Raw genomic sequence first — 18,449 nt, 5'->3', positions numbered from 1 at the left:
TCGCCTTCGGTGATCGTGCCGGTGAGTCGTGACGCATCAGTCGGGGATCTCGGTGTCGAGGTCCTTGGCCATCGCGTGAATGTCGGTGTTGGCGTCGTTGAAGCCTGTCGCGGTGCCCTCACTGACCCAGGTGTCGATCTGGTCCGAGTAGCCCGCGTGATGCGCCTTGGCGGCCTCGGTGGCCGCCGCGTAGTTGACGTTCGTGGTGGTGTCCTTGATCGTCTCCCACCGCGTCGCGATGTCGTGGCCGGCTTCTGAGCGGTACTGGCCGGAGTCGTCCTTGAAGAACGCCTCCATCACCACCGATGTCACGGTGCCTGCGGCGCCGCCCGCGGCCGCGCCGACCACAGGAGAGGCGATGAAGCTCGTACCGATACCGACACCCGTACCGACGATGCCCGAGATGACGTTCTTCTTCTGGCTGACGGCGTAGTCGAAGTCGCCGTCCTTCTCGTTCGCCGGGCCGAGCACCGCTTCCTGCCGGCCCTGGGCGAGCAGACCGCTGAACTCCCCGGACTTGCGCGACAGACTCGTGATCGTGTCCTTCGCGTCGTGCGGGTAGCGCTGGTCCTCGGGGAGGTCGGGGTTCAGGTGGTAGTCCATGAGGTTGGCGGTGTACGCCTTCTCGCCGACGCTCAGCGCGCTGTACCCCTCCGGGTTCTGGCTCGCGGTGACCAGGAAGCGGGACACGGCGCTGTGATCGAGCTTCGCGTCCGCGCCGTCGTTCGGGTACAGCAGGTTCCATCCGGACTTGTCGCCGCTGCCGACCGTGGGGCCGTCGGCCATCGCCCGGTGGATGTCGGGCAGGTACTCGGACCCGATCTGCCCGATGCTGTCCGACATGTATTCGTGGTCCTTGAGGCGGTTCGGGTCCTCGGAGATCGAGTTGACGAGGTCCCGCATCAGCCCGGCCTGATCGGCGGTGTGCGCCGGAGTGTCCGCCGTCGGCAGCTCGCCCGCCGGATGCCCGGTCGTTCCGGCCTCCAGCGCCAGGGCGAGGTTGTTGCGCCCGGTGTTGAGGTCGTCGCCGTGCATGTCGGACTCCTGCGGCCACTCCCGGTCCTCGAAGAGGTACTTGAAGTTGCTGGCCGCCGCCTTGTCGCCGTCCTTCGGCGTGTACTCCTCGTTGAAGAACGAGGTAGCCGCGTCAGGGCTGTTGGACAGGCCTTTCAGGTAGCCCGTGAGCGGATCGGAACCGCTGTCCTCGCCGATCCGGTTGAGCCAGGGGTCCATGCCCATGTGCTGCCACGCCAGGTTGCGGTGCTCGCCGTCGCCGGTGAGCTTGCGCTCGGTGGCCATGAGCTTGGTGCCGTAGTCCTCCATGAACCGGTCGTCGTAGTCGCCGGTCCGCATGAGGTTGCTCATGACCTGGAAGCCCATCGGTCCGCCACGATCGCCGTAGAGCGGCTTGTCGCCCAAGTCGATCATCTTGGACTTCCAGTCGTACATCGCGGTCGAGTCGCTCTGCGTCGCGTGGGCCAGCGACATGCCGAGGTTGCGCTGGAGGTCGTCGAACTGGTCGAGCCGCTCGTGCCCCAGCTCGTAGTTGCCGCGAGCCGGGTCGTTGATCCCCGTCCAGAACTCGAGGACCTTCTGCGGGCCGACCTTCGTGGCGAACTCCTCGGAGAACAGCTCGTCGTTGGCGTACTTCTTGAACCCGGCGTTGAGCCGGTCGAACTCCTCGACCGACAGGTCCTTCGGGTCCTTCTGCGCGAGCTTCGCCAGCTCGTCGGCTTCCTTGACGGCGGCGGCCGCGGAGTCGCGGTCCGAGTAGTTCGCGTCGGAGAAGCCCATGGACGTCTGGTTGACCAGCAGCTTCAGGACCGTGGTGGCCGTGCTGTCGCTCTCGCTCGCCCCGTCGACGATCTTCTGGATCTCGTTGCGGACCCCGGTGACGTCGCCGTCGGTCGGCTTGGGGTCCTTGGCGTCGTCCTTGGCGCGGACGGTGAAGCCGCCGTTGCCCGACGCCGTGACGCTGATGTCCCTCCTGCCCGCGTTCTGTATCGACGTCGTGAGATTGCCGTGGTACGTCCTGAGTTCACTCGCGGTGTCCCGGAGAATGTCGTAGATCGACTTCGCCTGGGTGTGCGCGTCGTCGAATTCACCGACCGTCTTGCCGATGAATTCCTTGGAGACCGTGGCATTCGCGCCGGCCCAGACGGCCTTGCCCGCGGACGCCTTCATGCCCGTACGAGCTTCCTTCGCGAGCGCGTCGAGATTCTTGACCATCATCGACCAGTCCTCGACGGCGTCGTCGAGGAGCTTGAAGTTGGCGTGGAGGAGCGCCTCGAATTGCATCAGTCGTCCTTCTTCTTCGGCTCGCCGTACACCGGGTTCTTCTTGCCGGGGTCACCGACGCGCTCGTCGAAACCGGCGTCGAGCATGTCGATGCTGCTCATCTGGCGCCGGATGAAGTCCTCGTCGTCCCCGTGCAGCTTCTTGGTGCGGTGCATGTGGTTGGCGATCTGCGCGGTGGCGTCCATCAGCGAGCGGAGCTGCTCCTCCCAGCGGTTCGACACCTCCTGCAGGCCCCCGCCCAGCGAGAAGCCCTGCTTCGTGAGGTCCGATGCCGCCGAGTCGCTGCTGGGTACGGCCACGCGGGCCTTGTCCCACATCTGGCTGTACAGCTTGTGGGCATCCGAACCGACCTTCTCGAGGTCGCCGTGCCCGACCGCGAGGTCGCCGTACTGGGAAGGGGGCGGCCCGCCGCCCTCGTCGTCCGGTACGCGGTTCAGCTGCATCTGCGTCGACTGACGCCCCGCCGCCTCGGTCTTCAGCTGCTCCCACTCGTCCCACGCCATGAGTGAGCCCCTTCCCCCGCATGCGTACCGGATACTGACGTCGGACGACAGTCGTCCGGTCAAGTTAGCAACTCGGCCGCGAAGAGTGGCCACTCGGACCGGCGCTCGAGATGCTGTGCAAGTGAAGGTCTTGTGGACGACGTGAGTTGTAGTCGTGTGTCCGTAATGGCGGGCCTTGCGCGTTCGGTCCCCATCCGCTTCAATCCGCTCCCGTCCGGATCTTCGGCAATTCCCGCGATCGCGATTTTGACGACGTGCACGCCACTCAGAGTTGTGGAGATTTTTACCCGTCGTCATCTCTGCCCGGGCAACTCTTCTGTAGGAAACTCGAGCCGCACATTGATCCGTTGGAACGGAGCCTTTTCCGTCCGAGCCGACGGGTGCCGGGTTACGGGGGAAGAGGTCACGGCATGGCTTGGGACGAATGGGAGCAGCTGAAGTCCGACGCTGCCGCCCGCCAGAGCGAGAAGATGCAGCTCAATCAGCTGGCCCCGGAACCCGGCGGCGGTGGCTCCACGGGCGGCGCCGACCTGGTGGTCAACCAGGATGATCTCGGCGCCGTGGGCCACGAGGCATTCATCCTCCACGACCATCTGCACACGCAGGCCGACATCGCGGGAGCCGGCGCCGACAAGCACGGCTCGGGATCCACGATGCAGGCCGCGACGGCCCTCAAGGTCAGCAACTTCGAGATGGGACCGGCCCTCGAGACGACCGTCAGTGTCTGGACGACTCAGGTCACAACGGTCCTCCAGGCCTGCGCGCACATCTCCAACCACCTGGACTACAGCAAGAAGCTGCACGCCCAGGACGACGCGACCATCGCGGTCGACCTCCACCAGCGAGACGGCTCGGCCGTGCCCGTGTCCCGGCTGAACGACCTGCTCAAGTAGGGGGCAGGCGATGACGCTCAAGTACACGGATCTGACCGAGGTCGACCTCGCGAAGCTCGGCGCATCCGTTGCCGACTGGAAAGCGGCCGTCGATCACCTCAAGGCCCTGGCGGAGAACGCCAGGACGGGAATGCAGGCGAAATCGGACGGGGCCCGATGGGCCGGCCAGAACGCCGACGCCGTGCGTGTACTCATCGGCAAGACCACCAAGGAATTCGAGGACCTGCACGGTGAGGCCAACAGCATCTTCCAGGTGCTCGACGACGCCCACCAGGAGCTGACGCAGCTCCAGCGCAACACAAAGACACTCGTCTCGGAGGCCATCGGCAAGGGATACCGCGTATTCGACAACGGCGACACCAGCGTCTCCGTCATCGAATACGTCGGACCCGGCGAACCCCCCAAGGGCGTCCCGGAAAAGGAACTCCAGCACTACGCCGACCAGATCACGGCCGACGTCGGCCGCGCCAACGACATCGACCAGTCGGTCAAGCTGGCCCTCACCCGCAGCCACGGTAACGACCCGAACAACGCCGGTCACAAGGAATACGGATCACTCAACGACGCCCAGGTAGAGCGCGCGCTCGAACTCGCCAAAAAGGGTCACAACATGAGTGACGTCGAACTCCGCGAATTCAACCGCATCATGAAGTTCAACGGCGGAGAGAAGGACGGCCAGTTCGCCACCGCGTTCTACAAGGGCCTCGGCGGTCCCGAGAAGGCGCTCGAATTCTACGCGGACATCACCACGGACGGCACGGAGAAGGACGCGGGCAACGTCCGTCTCGACGCCGTCAAGGACTTCCAGCAGGTGATGGGCCCGGCCCTGGCCAATGCCACGGACCCGGACACGAAGAACCATCTCCCCGCCAGCTGGGGCGACGAGTTCCGCAGGCTGGGCACGCAGCAGATCTCCTGGATGCCGCACCAGATGACGAAGCCCTACGGCTATCAGGTGCTCGGCGGCCTGATGCGGTACGGAAACTACGACCCGTCGTTCATCAACCCGATCGCCGAACACCTCACGCAACTCCACAAGGAAGACCCCGACAAACTCCTCACCCACGTCGGCCAAGACCAGGGCGAACACTACGGATTCAATCCGTCGGGAAAGCTCGGCTCCGGCGAGGACCCGCTGAACAGCGTCCTCGAAGCCCTCGGCCACAGCCCGGAGGCCTCGGAGAAATTCTTCACCGACCCTCCCACCGCGTACAACGAGGACGGGACGGTGAAGCAGGACGGAAAGCTGGGCTTCAAGTCCTATCTAGACGTCTTCACCGACAAGGACTTCCTGTGGAACGCCGACTCGAACGACGCGTACCTCTACGGCAACGAGGACGCGAACCGGGCCGCACACAACGTAGGACCTGAAGCACTCGGCCACGCCCTGGAATCCGCCACGACGGGGCGGCCGTACGACAGTGACGACATGAGCGACGCGGTCCGGCACACACCGGAGCGCGCCGGCCTCGTGCACGACATCGTCGACAAGTTCGGCAGCGACCCCGAACTGCTCAAGCACAACGGCGACTCGGGTGAGAGCGGCCCGCTGTACGCCATGAAGGACAGCCTCGGCGACATCACCTCCGAATACATGGGCGACTTCCAGCAGGCCATGTACGAGGAGAACGCCGGCAGCGACATGTTCCCGACGTTCGGCTCGGCCGCGGGCCTCGACCCCGGGCACGCCCAGAAGTTCCTCAGCGAAGTGGGCCAGGACCCGCATGCGTACGCGGCCATCACCGCCGCGCAGCAGGCGTACACGGCGGACGTGGTGAACGGCGTCGTCAACGACCCCACCACGTCGACGACGTCGATGGACGGCCGCGTGCGCGACGCGGTGGCGCCGGGAGCGGCCATCGCGGGCATCATGAGCGACTCGCGCGCGGACGCCATTTACCAGTACCACGCGGCGTCCGACGCGGATTTCAACGAGGCCGCGGCCGACAAGGCGAAGTGGGTGAGCCGCATCCTGGGCATGGGCGTCGACAAGGCGGCCGAGCACGTTCCGATCCTGGGCGCGCCCATCGGGTGGGCGTCGGAGGACATCCAGGAGAGCGTCATGAAGAGCATCGAACAGGACACGACGACGGACGCGGAGCACGCGGCCGGCGGCGAGTACTCGCACGGCCGCTCGGAGGCGATCCGCTCGGCCCAGGACGCCGTCGACAACGCCGTGCGCCACAACTCGAAAATCGACATGCAGACGGCGGACGACCTGCAACGCGCCGCACGCACCGCAGCCGGCATCAGCCATTCGGACGGAGCGCAGTGGAACTCGGAAAGCCATCACTGAGGCCGGCCCGCGGGGTGCCGCTCCTGCCTCTGGCCGCCGTCACCGCCGTGATGGCGGCGGCGGCAGCGGGATGCGGCGACTCGGCCGAGCGGGAGTACGCCGTGCCGTCCTCGCTGTGCGGCATTCACATCAAGGCGGCAACGCTCACGCCGTTGCTGCCGCCCGGGAAGCACGTCGCCGTGAAGCCGGACAACCCTGTCCCCGACGCCATCACGACCTGCGAGGTCGCCGTGGACAAGAAGGTCGTGCTGTCCGTCGAACGCGAGCGACGCGAACCGGGCGCGGCGGCGCGCGACATCGCCGTGGACCAACTCTCCGCCCACGACCCCAAATCCGCGGCGGCCCGCACGATCGCGTACACGGACTCGGCCGCCGTATCCATCACCCGGTGCACCGCCCAGGACGTGGTCAAGGAGGACATCTCCACCGTCATCAGGGTCTTCGAACCGGGACGCAAGGATGAATCGGCGCTGAAGAACTTGATCACGGAATACACGGAGGCGCTGAAGAAGTCTTCGCCGTGCGAAGTGAAATCAGGCTGAATTGTTGAACGCCGTATCTCCTGCCTTCCTCCCCGTAGTCACGACGGTGAAGATTTCATGGAGGAATGTTCGCCTCCCGGAGAGTGCGCCGGGCTCCCGTGCGGGCAGTGCCTGCGCACGAGCGTCACGACCTCCGACCGGGCGCCGAGCGCCCGTCGGCGAGATGAGAAGATTGCACCCGGAAGCGCGATACGGGAAGAGCGTTTCGTAACTGACTTAACACATAGGTCAGTTGGTTCGGTTGTACCGGGTGACTACAGTGGTAAAGGCGCGATGAGGGACGCTCGCGCCACCGCGCTCCGGGCGCGGACTGAAGGACCGACGGGGAACGGGGAGGGGACACGTCATGCTTCCTGCGGACATGGCGATGGGCGGGGTGTCGGCTGCGGCTGCGGCGGACCTGAAGGTCGGCGCGGGAGTACTCAAGACCTTCAAGCAGCGTGTCGACACGCTCTTGAGCGAGTTCGAGGGCTCGGACGGAGCGCCGTCCAAGGTCGGTGGCCAGCGGATCGCGCAGACCTCCCTGCGTGGCGCCGGTACGAAGTTCCCCGAAGCCGACGGTCTCTACGACCAGTACAACGTCGTTCACGAACGGCTCACCTCGCTGGCGAAGACGCTCAGCCTGCAGATCGAGGCGATGGGCATCGCCGCGCATGGCGCGGAGGTCGGCTACGACAACCTCGAGGACGAACAGCGACGCCGGTTCTGGGCCATCCAGTCGAAGATCGAGCATGACCATCAGGCTGCGGAGCGCGAGAAGGCCGGCGCGCCTGAGCAACCGCGGAACGACAAGAAGCAGTCGAAGAAGGGATTCGGGCTGTGACTGGGAAGGACGACTGGGACAAGCTGTCCGGCCAGGAACAGAGCAACGTCCAGGTCGGCGTCACCGATATGACCAGTCGGGTGTCCGAGCTCATGCACGACGCGTTCGGCTTCGGCAGGGTCCGTGCACACGGTCAGAAGTCGAACTTCGAGGACCATGACCTCAACGACATGATCGACATCGTTGAGAACACGAACCCTTCGGACCTCGAGGGCGCCGGTGAGGCCTTGTGGAAGGCACAGCAGGCCATCTCGGACGCTGCGACCGAACTCCGCGGTCACTTGACGGCCGCCGAGGACGACTGGAAGGGCGAGGCGGGCAAGGCCTTCCAGATCTGGGGCAAGGGACTCGCCGGACACGCGGACGCTCTCGCCGACTACGCGAAGGCCGCAGGCGTTCAGATCACGTCCGCCGGCACGGGCCTGGCATCCGTTCGCAGCGCCATGCCGCCCCGGGACAGCCGTCTGGTGCGGAAGTCGGTCGGCGACATCCCGGAGGTTGCGCGGGTCGAGACCAACGAGGAGTACACCGCGGCCACGAAGGTTGAGGGTCATCGCCAAGAGGCCATCAACCAGATGAACCGGCTGTCGTCGTACTACGTCGTCTCCGAGGAGTCGCTCAAGGGGCTGGAACCTCCCACGTTCGAGGCAATGCCTAATGTGGGGGTGCCGAAGCCGTCGGGGCGCGGCTCCGCGCCGACGGACTGGTCCGGAAACGAAACGTCCGGTACGACGCAGCGGCATGCGGCAGTGACTGAAGGCGTGGTCGCACACGGTCGCACGATCGCCCCGCACACGGACGTCACTACGACGCCCGTCAAGGACGTCCACGGCGATGTCACTCTCCCCGACCGACCTGTCGGCACGACAATCGACAGCGTCGACACGCTTCCTCAGCAGACGCCGACGACCCCCGTGACAAGCACCACCAACCCGACCACGACGCCGACGACCGGCCCTCAAGGACTCCCGCTTCCGTCCTATGCCCAGGGTGTTCCGAATCCTATGGGCAAGGGACCTCTGGGGCGGGCGCTCGGTACGACCGGCGTGCCGAGGAATCCCGCGACCGCACAGGGGCGAGCCGGAACCCCCGGACCCGCGTCGGCTCGCGGCCTCGGCCAGGGCGGCACGAACTCGATGGGGCGCCCGAACGCGACCGGGCAGCCGGGTGTCAAGGGCGGCATGCCGGGCGGCCGTCCGACCTCCGGAGTCACCGGAGGAACGCCCAAGCAGGGCGGCGCGCAGGCCGGTCGCCAAGGCCTGGGACCAAGGGGCGCGGGCCGGAGCAACGGCGGTGTCATAGGGGGAAGGCCCACTTCGACCGGTGCGTCCGCAAAGTCGGGTCCCAAGGTGCCGAGAGGCACGGTCATCGGCGGCGAGGGAGCTACCGGTTCACGGACTTCGAGCGGCGGGATCAGCCAGCGGGGAGTCATGGGGGCGCCGAGCACGACGAACGGCACCGCCAGGAACCAGACGCCGGGACGCGGTGCCATCGGTAACTCCGACGGTGTGACGGGTGCTCCCGCAGGACGCAACTCCGCCTCGCGTGCTGGCAGGAACGGCTTCACCGCCGGCGGCTCCGGCCTCGTGCGAGGTTCCGAGGGCAGCCAGTCCGACCATGAAGAGGGCGATTGCGTACAGCGGCCCGACTACCTTGTCGAGGACGAACAGAGCCATCTCCCCAAGAAGCCGCAGCGCGATGTGCCCCCGGTGATCGACCAAGCATGAGCGAGGACGTACGAAGCATGAAGTCAGGGACCAGCCGACGCGGCAGATGGACTGTGCCCCTTCTGAGGCGGGTCGGAAGACGGGTGTCCGCGGTGGGCGCAGTGGTTGGCGCTCTTGCCGTCATGTCCACCGGGCTGGCCCCGAGCGCCGTTGCCGACGACGTGCACGCCAAGCAGTGGTACTTGGACGACATGCTGGCCGAGCGGTTGTGGAAGGTGAGCACGGGCAAGGGCATCAAGGTCGCGGTTATCGACTCAGGAGTCAATCCTGCGACGCCTTCCCTGAAGGGTAAGGTCCTGACGGACGATGTTCCTGCTGCCGCATCGTATGGAGCGACACGTGACTACGGCGGTCACGGCACATCCATGGCGGAACTGATCGCCGGGTCCGGGGCCGGAGGCGGACTCCAGGGGCTCGCCCCGGGAGCCAGGATCATTCCGGTGCGGACGGTGCTCACCACGTTGACGGACAAGGCCGAGCGCAAGAAGACCGCCTCGATTCCCCAGGCGATCAGGGCTGCTGCCGACTCAGACGCACAGATCATCAGCATGTCCTTCGGTGCCGAGTACCCGGATGACGAAGAGACGAGCGCGATCAAGTACGCGGCCAAGAGGGGCAAGCTCATGTTTGCCGCGGCTGGGAACTCCGGCGACAAGGACAACTTCATCGGTTTCCCGGCCGCACTCCCCGAAGTGGTTGGGGTCGGTGCTTCCGATGCGACTGGAACGGTAGGCAAGTTCTCCCAGTCCGGTGACTACATCGACTTGGCGTCGCCGGGTGTGAACGTCCCCACCTGGTGCGACGCGACCTTCAAGCAGTACTGCCAAGGCAAGGGAACAAGTCAGGCCACTGCCATCGCCTCGGCCTCCGCCGCCCTCATCTGGTCGGCGCACCCCAAGTGGACGGCCAGCCAGGTCCTCCGGGTGATGATCGATACTGCCGGTCGTGACTGGCCCAAGAACCAGCCGAGCAAGTATCTCGGCTACGGACTGATCAGGCCCGCCCAGATCTTGATCGCCGGCAAGGGGAATCCGGGTGCCCCCGACATCGATCCGATCACCAACGAAAAGACGTCAGTTGCCGGTTCTACTACCGGCCCTACCCCCTCCGCTTCCGTACCAGCCTCGTCACAGCCCCCGAAATCCACTTCAGGTGGCGAGACCTCGGCGGCAGGATCTAGTGCGAAGTCCTCGGACGGCAATGACCAGTTGTGGATTGTCCTCGGAGCCGCTGCCGCGGTGGTGGTGATCGGGGGCGGGGCGTTCGCGGTGCTGCGAGCTCGACGCTCCGGCTGAGCGGCAGTTACACGACGTTGTCGAGCGAGGGAACAGTCATTCCCTGCGAGACAGCATTCGAAAAGTTCCAGTAGTAATCCAGGAGAGGAAGGCCGAAATGGCAGACGGACAGCGGCTCTCAGACGATCAGATGGTTGCGCTCGAGCGCAAGATCGCCGATAAGTTCGACAACATCAAGTCCACGGTGCACCGCCTTCAGGGGACTATCGACAGCCTGGAAGGCAACTGGAAGGGCATCGGTGCCAACGCCTTCAACACGAAGCAGCACGAGATCAACACGTCGATGAAGAACATCGGCAACATCCTCGTGAAGTTCCTCGACGCGATGACCGGTACTCGGAAGATCAAGGATGACTCCGAGGACCAGGTGCGTCAGCAGGTCAACAAGATCAACGTGTATGACGGCGCTCCGAAGTCCACGCTCAGCGGCTACTAAGCGCCCGGGTTGTCGCGCGTCAGTAGTTAATGAAACCAAGGGAGATGGAGAAGTAGATCATGGCTCTGAACCACGACGAGATGGTCGTCAAGTACGGCGCTCTCGACACCGCGGCCACCGAAATCGGAAACATGGCCAAGCAGCTTGAGGCCGACCTGCAGGAGATCAAGCACCTGGTCGCGGGCACGGTCGCCTACTGGGAGGGTGAAGCCCAGAGCAAGTACGGCGAAGAGCAGCAGAAGTGGGACAAGGAAGCCCGCGACATTCATCAGGCTCTCCAGAGCATCGGCCAGGTGGTGCACCAGGCCGGCGGTGACTACATGGGCGGCGACAAGAAGGCCGCCAGCTTCTTCCTGTAGAACGAAAAGTACGGATGCTGGGTGGGCGCGCGCGGGAGGCGCCCACCCTGTCTTATGGGTTCGACGGGTGGAACATGAAGAATCGGTTCTCGCTCGTCGTTGAAGGGAAAGCAGTTCATGTCGTTCGGGCCGGCGCCCTCTCCGTTCACGCAGTCCCTGCGTGCGGCAAAGGATCGCAAAAAACAGCGCGTGAAGCGGTTGCTGTCAATTTGCGGCGCTCTCATCGTCGTGACCGGCGTTGGCTCATGGTTTATTTGGGGTGGAAGCCCAGCGGCGAATGACGCTAAGTCGAGCAACGGGTCCAGTTCTGCCCGGCAAGCCCCGGATGAGGTGAGCGAGGCTGATGGAAAGACTCCGGTCAACCCTGAAGCCCGCATGGCGGTCGAGTACAACGACAAGAAGCTGAAGCCGGGCAAAAGCTCCTATCTGCCGGGCGGTTGGGCTACCTCCAAGACTTTTGCCATGGCGCAGGGAAGTACACTCACAGGGTACCGATTCAGACAATGGGACCCCATCTGGAGTACCAGGTTGAGCGGTGCCATCTGCGCGACGACGCGGCATGTGACAGTCGATGGCCGCACTGCCGTCGTTGCTCAGTCTGGTCGTGGGGGCAAGGTAAACGCCAAGTCCGCCTGTAACTTGCTTGTGGTATTCAACGTGGACACCGGCAAGAAGATGTGGGAAGTGACGCTGCCCCACTCCGACAATGCGTACGCGACCAATATGAATGTGACGCTGACGCGAGGCGTCGCCGTGACGGCATGGGGATCGGGGTCGGCAGCGTACGACCTGCGTCAGGGCAAGAAGCTCTGGGAGGCGCCCGGCAGGGAAGCCTGCAACGACAGCGGTTTCGCGGGCGGACGTGACTTGCTGGCGCTACAGACCTGTGGAAGCGGTGGTGACGACACCTCATACCGCGTCCAGAAAATTGACCGACGTACAGGAAAGCCCGAGTGGACGTACCAGGTGGCCCGGGGTGTCGGGGCAACCTACTTGGTGTCGTCGAATCCACCGGTAATCGCTGTCGCTGCAGGCGCGGAAACAGTGACGGACCTCATCGTTCTTGACGCGCACGGCAAGCACAGATCGTCGATGGCGCTGGGAGTTGACCGCTATGTCACCGACTGTGGTGGTTCGCTTTTCGGGACTGTAGAGTCCTGCGACTCGGTGATTGTGGGGGGCCGTCAGGTATTCGTGGGCGGAAAGGGAGCCATCGAGGACCTCTTCACCGACCGTCCCGCGAACTCGATTACTGCTTTTGACCTGGATTCGGGGAAACCCGTGCGTAAGTTCAAGTCTCAGGCCCGCCGTCCCATGTATCCCATCCAGGCGAGCGGTGACCAGCTCCTGGTATTCAGAGCAAGTAACGACGGCCGAGCGCCGGCGGCGGTCGTGAGTATCGACCCGAAGACAGGCAAAGAGCGTCCCTTTCTCCTGTTCGAGATGCCTTCCGAGTCGTTGGCGCTCGGAGAGCCAGAGTCGGCAGTCATGACCGTCAGCCACGGACGGGTCTTCTTCAGGCTCAAGGAGATTGACGCGCCAACCAAGGCCGACGATTCAGGTCTCATTCCAGGCGTTGTTGGTTACGAAAGCGCTGGCTAGGAGCGAGGTGCTTGGCTGTCATCTCCCTGCGCTGGAGCGTAGGGAGACGCGAGGGGATCAAGCGCGCCGGGCGGGCAGAGGACCGGCAAAGCGGACCCCAAAGCCCGGACTCCTCGACCCCGCTTTAGTCGTAGGCCTCTACCCCGCGTCCGACCTCGGCGCGTCCTCCAAATCAAACTCCCCGTCCCGAGCCCCCAGCACGAACGCCGTCCACTCCGCCTCCGTGTACCGCAGCACCGTCTCGGGCTCCACCGACGACCGCATCGCGACGGCGCCCGCCGGCAGGTACGCGATCTCGACGCGCTCCTCGTGGTCCTCGGTGCCGGGGGCGCTGTGCCATGTGACGTCGGAGATGTCGAGGGCGTAGAGCTCGTTCTTCTCCCGCTCCTTGCGCGCCTTGACTTCCTCGTCCTGCTCGCGGGAGACCTGCGCGTCCTGTGCCTCGGCCATGTGGGGCGGCCCCTTCTCGACGTACGAACAAGCTGTCCACTCAGCGTACTTGGAAGTGCGCCGCGGCAGGTGGCCGTCAGAAGACCGGCATGGCCACGGCGTCCCCCGCATTCAGCAGGAAGACCCGATTCCCGGTGGCCGTCATGCGCCATGTGCCGCCGCGAGTGGGCCGGTAGGTCCAAGCGGCGTGCCCCGTGCTTCTGCCGAAGACGGTGACGCCCTTGGCGTCGCCGCCCTCCGCCAGCCACAGTGAACTGCCCTGGAAGACGGGCGCGGCGAGAGGCGCGGCATCGCCCTCTGGCACTGCCAGCCAGGAACTGTCGTAGTCACCGGTGGCGGTGTCGTAGCTCATGAGGCGCGGGTGCGGCGCGCCCCAGTCCTGCGCCGTCATCGCCAGGAGGTCTGCGCCGTCCAGGACCGGAGGCCCGTACGTGCCGATCTCCCGCCAGATCTCCTTCCCGTCCGCGAGACCGCAGGCGCACAGGGAGGCTCCGCCCAGGTACACGACCCCTGAGTCGACGAAGGGGTGCAGCGCTCGTCCGTCGCTGGTCTGGCCGGTCCGGTGCCAGGCTTCCTTGCCTGTGGCGGACAGCAGGGCCGTCACGCTGCCGTCCTGGCTAGTCACCACCAAGTGTCCCTCTGCAGCGACCGCTTGGGCTGTGGTGTCGACCGGTGCCGCGTACGCAAGCGGTTTGGTCCAGCGCACCTTGTGTCCGTCCGCCGTGGCTACGGCCCGGATCGTGTCGTCGGCGGTGCCGACGTACACCGTGGTCGCGTCGGCGGCGAGTACACAGGTTGCTCCCGCCGATGCGCTCCACAGCCGTTCACTCGTGGACGCATCGTGGATGTGTACGTTGCCCTGGCTGTCGGCGGCGGCGAACCGGCCGTCGGCCATCGCCACATACCGGGCCGTCGCATCGATGTCGGGGAGGACCCACTTCTCCTTGCCGTCCGTCACCTTCCGTGCGGTCAGGCCCCCACCCTTGGCCGCGAAAATGACGACATCGCGCAGGACGATCGGTGGCGGCGAGCCCTCGGCGGCGACGGGCAGCGGTCCCCACAGGGGCTTTGGCGCCTTGTCGCTGGAGGACCCGCCCTCGACGGGGGAAGCGAGGAGTCTGGCGGGCGGCGGTGTGGCGCCGGCCTCGGGAAGATCCTCGCCGCGTAGCCACCACGCCGTCGCGCCGCCGCCCGCGAGCAGAACGGCTCCGCCTGTGGCGAGGGAGGCGAGGAAACGACGGCGGGAAGGTCGTCGCTGTGCGGGGACTCCGACGACGGTTGTGTACTGCTTCGTCTGTGCCTCGTGCTCCTTGATCTCCTCAGCGAGAGCCCCGTGCTTCCATACGCGCTGCGCACCCCGGGGTGGGGCGAAGACCGCGGCGATCTGCTCCGGCGACGGCCGCAGGGCCGGATCCTTGGACAGACAGGGACGGATGAGGGGTTGGATGAGGCCGGGTACCGCTGTGAGATCCGGCTCGCCGTGCACCACCGCGTACTGCAGGGAGGCGACATGGGGGCCGTCGTACGCCCTGCGGCCCGAGGCCGCGTAGGCGAGCACCGCCCCCAGCGAGAAGACGTCGGCCGCGGGGCTGACGCGCTGTCCGGTGACCTGCTCGGGGGCGCCGTATCCGGGCGTCGCCGGCACCTGGCCGGTCGTGGTCAGGGTCAGCCCGTGCTCGGGGCGGGCGATCCCGAAGTCGATGACACGCGGGCCCGTCGACGTGAGGACGATGTTGGCGGGCTTGAGGTCGCGGTGGATCAGCCCGGCCGCGTGGATGTCCCGCAGCGTGCCGGCAAGCGAATGAGCCAGAGCGCGCAGGGCCGGCTCCTCGAGCGGGCCGCGCTGGGTGACGGCCTGCTCCAGGGTGGGGCCCGACAGGAACTCCGAAGCGATCCAAGGGCGTCCGCCGTCAAGTTCCGCGGCCAGGACCCTGGCGACGCCCCCGCTCTCCACGGACCGCGCGGTCTGGGCCTCGCGCAGGAAGCGCTGCGCCAGATTCGGGTCATGGGTGAGCTCAGGATGCAGGACCTTGACGGCAGTCACGGCACCGGCGGAGTCCTGACCGACGTACACCTTGCCCATCCCGCCTTCGCCGAGCACTCCGAGGAGACGGTAGGGGCCGAGCCGGAGCGGGTCGCCGAAGCCGAGCGGGGTCATGAACTGCGCCATCCTTCTTCTGTGGTCTTCGCGGTGGGCCGTCGCGGGCTGAGCTTCCGCTATTCCAGCGGCAGGGCGACGAGGGAGCGGTCCGCAACGGCGAAGAGCCGTGACTTCGCGCGCTGGGCGGTGAGTGAGGTCGCCTCCGCGCGCACGGTCCACGCCGGGGTGCGGCTGCTGGAATCCACTGCGCAGATCCCCGTACCGGAATGCTTGTAGACGTACTTCTTGCCCACGACCGGGGCAACATCGAGGCTGCCCGCGGAGGCGTTCGAGTCCTTCTCCCGCCACAGCAGCTTTCCGGTGGCCGCGTCGACGGCGACGAGCGGACGTGTTGCGTCGGCCTCGACGGCGTACACCACACCGTCCTGCACGACCGGGGCGCCGAACGCCGCGCGGCCGCGGTACGTCCACAGGGTTCGGCCGCTGGTGAGGAGCTGTGCGCGAAGTACCTCCCCACCCCAGAAGACTCGCTTGTCGTCCGTGGCCAACTCGCTGCGTCCGCTGTGGAGTTCGGCCTTGCCGGCCCTGCGCGTCCACGCGGTCGAGCCTGTCACGGCGTCGTACACCGTGACGGCGGGACCGAACCCGGCGTCGCTGCTTACGACGAGATGGTCGCCCACGGCGCGGGCGCCGCTGAAGCGCTGTTCCGACGCAGGGGAGTGTGGGAGCGTCTCGTCCCAGAGGGCCTTGCCGGTCGAGAGATCGATGGCGATCAGACTCCATGACTTGGGGTTCGTGGTTGCCTGACTGCCCCTGTTCGGGTCTGTCTTGACTCCGGCGACGGCGAAGGCCTGCCCGTTACCCACGGCGAGGAGTTGCTCGTTCTTCAGCCCTCCTGCCCAGCGGTCGAGGAGGATGGCGGAGCCCTGGGCGGAGCCATCGCGCGGGTTGACCGCCGAGACGGTGAATCCGTACGGGTGTGAACCGACCGGGGCGAGGGCGTACAGCCGCTCACCGTCCGTGGCGGCCCGCCAAGGGCCCGACGTGTCGGTGGTGTTCCAGGCGTCGTCGCCTGTGTCGGCGCGGAAGCCGCGCACTCCCACCGCGCTGTCCACCACGATGGTGTCGCCCACCACCATGGGCGGGGTGTGCCGGGGTGCGGTGGGTGCCTGGAACGCCGTACGCCAGAGGGCCACGGGGGCGGCCCTGTCCGGTCCGGAACGGGCCCATGCCCAGGCGCCCGCACCGGCGGCGGACAGAGCCAGCAGGGAACCTCCGCCGATGAGCAGCTTCCGGCGCGACGGGTGGACGGAACGCGCGGAGTGGACTGTGGTGTCGTACGCCTGCCCTGAGGAAGCAGGACGGGGCAGCCGGTGGGCAGCGGTTCGCCAGACCTCCGTCGCCCGGCGGCCGATCTCGAGGAGCAGCGGGTCCGGGAGCTGGGAGGCGAACTCTCCCTGGGGCCCGGCAAGTTGTTCCCGCAGTTCTGCGGTGGACGGACGCCGGACCGGCTCCTTGCTCAAGCACCTGGCGAGTACCGACGCCAGGGCCGGCGGCACTCCCGCCAGATCCGCCTCCGCGTAGCGCACCCGGTACAGCAGGTCCGCCGCCTGACCCGAACCGAAGGGCGCACGGCCTGTGGCCGCGAACACCAGCACGCCCGCGAGGGCGAAGACATCGCCCGCGGCCGTGTGTTCGACGCCGGTGGCCTGCTCGGGAGACATGAAGGCCGGTGTGCCGGCTGCCGCGCCAGTTCTGGTGAGCCGGTCGTCGCCGATGGCGCGAGCGATGCCGAAGTCGATGAGTCGCGGACCGTCGGCAGTGACCATGATGTTGGACGGCTTGAGGTCGCGGTGCACGACATCCGAACTGTGCAGCTGGGCCAGTGCCTCGCACAACGCCGCACCCAGCGCGCGTACCGCTGCCTGTGGCAGCGGACCGCTCGTGGTGACGGCCTCGCCCAGCGGCGGTCCGAGCACGTACTCCGTGGCGAGCCAAGGAGTGGCGGCCATTGCGTCCGCGTCGAAGACCTGGGCGCCGTACCGTCCCCCGATCACCCGCGCCGCATCGATCTCGAGCCGGAAGCGCGTACGGGACTCCGGATCGGCAGCGATCCGGGCGTGCATGGTCTTGAGCGCGGCGGTACGGCCCGACGCCGTACGGGCGAGATAGACGGTGCCCATGCCGCCGCTGCCGAGCCGCGCGACGAGGCGGTATGCGCCGATCTCGGCGGGGTCGTCGTGTGCGAGAGGGGAGAGCATCGGGCCGGTCACCTCGGAGCGAGTGGGGGATCCGCGGCGAGCACCGAGGCCGACTGGCGGGCCAGCGCGGCGATGATGCCGGCAGGGAGGGGGAGAGCCGCGGTGGTGTCGAGGACGGTGGCCTGCGATGCCACAGCCGTGGGCGTGAACCGGTGCACCAACTCGGCGGCCTGCGGACGTCGTGCCGGGTCGCGCGAGAGGCAGGCGGCGACGGCGGCGCGCAGGGAAGCGGGCAACTCGTCGCGCTCCGGGGTGGTGTGTCCCGTTGCCGCAAACGCGAGCACCGCGCCGAGCGCATGGACGTCACCGAGCGGCCGGGGGCGTCCGCCCGCGGCCTGCTCGGGCGCGACGCAACCGGCCGTCAGCCACGGGATGCCATCGCGCGCCTCGCCGTCGGGTCCGGCGGCGCGCACCGCGCCGAAACTGCCGATGCGTGGCCCTTCGGTCGAGAGGAACACCGCCGACGGGGACAGCCCGGCGTGCACCACGTCCTTCGCGTGTGCTGCCGCCAGGGCGTCCGCCAGAGACGAACCCAAGGCCAGGACGGTGCGCTCCGGGAGAGGACCTCCGTGAGCGGCCAGCGCCTCGGGCAGGGTGAGCAGAGGGACGTACGGCGTCGCGTACCAAGGGAGTTCCGCGGTCGTGTCCGCCTCGGTGACGGGCAGGAATCCCGGCACCGTCAGGCTTGCGGCGGTAGCCGCCTCCACCGCCCATCTCCCGTGATCCGAATCGGGAAGGGGCACGCAGACGAGGACGGTGCGCTCACCGTCACCCGACCGTGCGAGGAACCGGCTTTCCGCTACGGGCAGTCGGCCGAGGGCCGCCTGAAAGGGAGCGATGACCCGGTACGGCCCTACAGTCGC

At 66.8% G+C, this 18,449-nt stretch carries 15 protein-coding genes; 9 read left to right on the top strand and 6 right to left on the bottom strand.

The window, feature by feature from the left end:
• Nucleotides 1-36: 36 nt before the first annotated feature.
• Both OG758_RS17440 and OG758_RS17435 read right to left on the bottom strand, forming a co-directional pair.
• The gene (locus OG758_RS17440; RefSeq protein ID WP_326710874.1) at nt 37-2,298 is read right to left on the bottom strand and encodes a hypothetical protein; all 2,262 of its coding nucleotides are present in this window, start codon (nt 2,296-2,298) and stop codon (nt 37-39) included.
• A complete protein-coding gene (locus tag OG758_RS17435; protein WP_116509192.1) occupies nt 2,298-2,801 on the bottom strand; it encodes a hypothetical protein in 504 nt (167 codons plus the stop codon). Before OG758_RS17435 ends, OG758_RS17440 begins: the two co-directional genes overlap by 1 nt.
• A gap of 410 nt (nt 2,802-3,211) precedes the next feature.
• On the opposite strand from OG758_RS17435, the gene OG758_RS17430 reads away from it, so the two are divergent.
• The 9 genes from OG758_RS17430 (at nt 3,212) to OG758_RS17390 (ending at nt 12,774) form a co-directional block, all read left to right on the top strand.
• A complete protein-coding gene (locus tag OG758_RS17430) occupies nt 3,212-3,694 on the top strand; it encodes a hypothetical protein (protein WP_326710873.1) in 483 nt (160 codons plus the stop codon).
• 10 nt (nt 3,695-3,704) lie between these two features.
• Nucleotides 3,705-5,990 (top strand): DUF6571 family protein, encoded by a 2,286-nt coding sequence (locus tag OG758_RS17425; protein WP_326710872.1) that lies wholly within the window; start codon nt 3,705-3,707, stop codon nt 5,988-5,990.
• 14 nt (nt 5,991-6,004) lie between these two features.
• Nucleotides 6,005-6,532, top strand: coding sequence for a hypothetical protein (locus tag OG758_RS17420; RefSeq protein ID WP_326710871.1), 528 nt, complete (start codon nt 6,005-6,007; stop codon nt 6,530-6,532).
• 346 nt (nt 6,533-6,878) lie between these two features.
• Nucleotides 6,879-7,355, top strand: coding sequence for a hypothetical protein (locus tag OG758_RS17415; RefSeq protein ID WP_326710870.1), 477 nt, complete (start codon nt 6,879-6,881; stop codon nt 7,353-7,355).
• Entirely contained in the window at nt 7,352-9,082 is a 1,731-nt protein-coding gene (locus tag OG758_RS17410; RefSeq protein WP_326710869.1) for a hypothetical protein, read from the top strand. Before OG758_RS17415 ends, OG758_RS17410 begins: the two co-directional genes overlap by 4 nt.
• A 122-nt stretch (nt 9,083-9,204) precedes the next feature.
• Complete coding sequence (locus tag OG758_RS17405; protein WP_326710868.1) at nt 9,205-10,377, top strand: S8 family serine peptidase; 1,173 nt, start codon at nt 9,205-9,207, stop codon at nt 10,375-10,377.
• Nucleotides 10,378-10,474: 97 nt separating this feature from the next.
• Entirely contained in the window at nt 10,475-10,813 is a 339-nt protein-coding gene (locus OG758_RS17400) for a WXG100 family type VII secretion target (protein ID WP_326710867.1), read from the top strand.
• A gap of 59 nt (nt 10,814-10,872) precedes the next feature.
• Entirely contained in the window at nt 10,873-11,172 is a 300-nt protein-coding gene (locus OG758_RS17395; protein WP_326710866.1) for a WXG100 family type VII secretion target, read from the top strand.
• 117 nt (nt 11,173-11,289) lie between these two features.
• Entirely contained in the window at nt 11,290-12,774 is a 1,485-nt protein-coding gene (locus OG758_RS17390) for an outer membrane protein assembly factor BamB family protein (RefSeq protein ID WP_326710865.1), read from the top strand.
• 138 nt (nt 12,775-12,912) lie between these two features.
• Here OG758_RS17390 and OG758_RS17385 read toward each other — a convergent pair whose 3' ends face one another.
• The 4 genes from OG758_RS17385 to OG758_RS17370 all read right to left on the bottom strand — a co-directional run bounded on the left by OG758_RS17385 (nt 12,913) and on the right by OG758_RS17370 (nt 18,293).
• Nucleotides 12,913-13,224, bottom strand: coding sequence for a DUF397 domain-containing protein (locus tag OG758_RS17385; RefSeq protein WP_326710864.1), 312 nt, complete (start codon nt 13,222-13,224; stop codon nt 12,913-12,915).
• A 76-nt stretch (nt 13,225-13,300) separates the two neighbouring features.
• Entirely contained in the window at nt 13,301-15,394 is a 2,094-nt protein-coding gene (locus tag OG758_RS17380) for a serine/threonine-protein kinase (protein WP_326710863.1), read from the bottom strand.
• A 47-nt stretch (nt 15,395-15,441) separates the two neighbouring features.
• Nucleotides 15,442-17,586, bottom strand: a complete 2,145-nt coding sequence (locus tag OG758_RS17375) for a protein kinase domain-containing protein (RefSeq protein WP_326710862.1) — start codon at nt 17,584-17,586, stop codon at nt 15,442-15,444.
• A gap of 8 nt (nt 17,587-17,594) precedes the next feature.
• The gene (locus tag OG758_RS17370) at nt 17,595-18,293 is read right to left on the bottom strand and encodes a serine/threonine protein kinase (protein ID WP_326710861.1); all 699 of its coding nucleotides are present in this window, start codon (nt 18,291-18,293) and stop codon (nt 17,595-17,597) included.
• Nucleotides 18,294-18,449: the final 156 nt, after the last annotated feature.

The organism is Streptomyces sp. NBC_01474 (genome assembly GCF_035918215.1).
Lineage (GTDB): Bacteria > Actinomycetota > Actinomycetes > Streptomycetales > Streptomycetaceae > Streptomyces > Streptomyces aureus.
The sequence above is the reverse complement of the archived record's forward strand: the minus strand, read 5'-3'. Positions and strand labels throughout refer to the sequence as shown.

Coding starts and splice junctions, on each gene's coding strand:
- OG758_RS17440 (WP_326710874.1), bottom strand. CDS start 2,298: ATGCAATTCGAGGCGCTCCTCCACGCCAACTTCAAGCTCCTCGACGAC.
- OG758_RS17435 (WP_116509192.1), bottom strand. CDS start 2,801: ATGGCGTGGGACGAGTGGGAGCAGCTGAAGACCGAGGCGGCGGGGCGT.
- OG758_RS17430 (WP_326710873.1), top strand. CDS start 3,212: ATGGCTTGGGACGAATGGGAGCAGCTGAAGTCCGACGCTGCCGCCCGC.
- OG758_RS17425 (WP_326710872.1), top strand. CDS start 3,705: ATGACGCTCAAGTACACGGATCTGACCGAGGTCGACCTCGCGAAGCTC.
- OG758_RS17415 (WP_326710870.1), top strand. CDS start 6,879: ATGCTTCCTGCGGACATGGCGATGGGCGGGGTGTCGGCTGCGGCTGCG.
- OG758_RS17405 (WP_326710868.1), top strand. CDS start 9,205: ATGTCCACCGGGCTGGCCCCGAGCGCCGTTGCCGACGACGTGCACGCC.
- OG758_RS17400 (WP_326710867.1), top strand. CDS start 10,475: ATGGCAGACGGACAGCGGCTCTCAGACGATCAGATGGTTGCGCTCGAG.
- OG758_RS17395 (WP_326710866.1), top strand. CDS start 10,873: ATGGCTCTGAACCACGACGAGATGGTCGTCAAGTACGGCGCTCTCGAC.
- OG758_RS17390 (WP_326710865.1), top strand. CDS start 11,290: ATGTCGTTCGGGCCGGCGCCCTCTCCGTTCACGCAGTCCCTGCGTGCG.
- OG758_RS17385 (WP_326710864.1), bottom strand. CDS start 13,224: ATGGCCGAGGCACAGGACGCGCAGGTCTCCCGCGAGCAGGACGAGGAA.
- OG758_RS17380 (WP_326710863.1), bottom strand. CDS start 15,394: ATGGCGCAGTTCATGACCCCGCTCGGCTTCGGCGACCCGCTCCGGCTC.
- OG758_RS17375 (WP_326710862.1), bottom strand. CDS start 17,586: ATGCTCTCCCCTCTCGCACACGACGACCCCGCCGAGATCGGCGCATAC.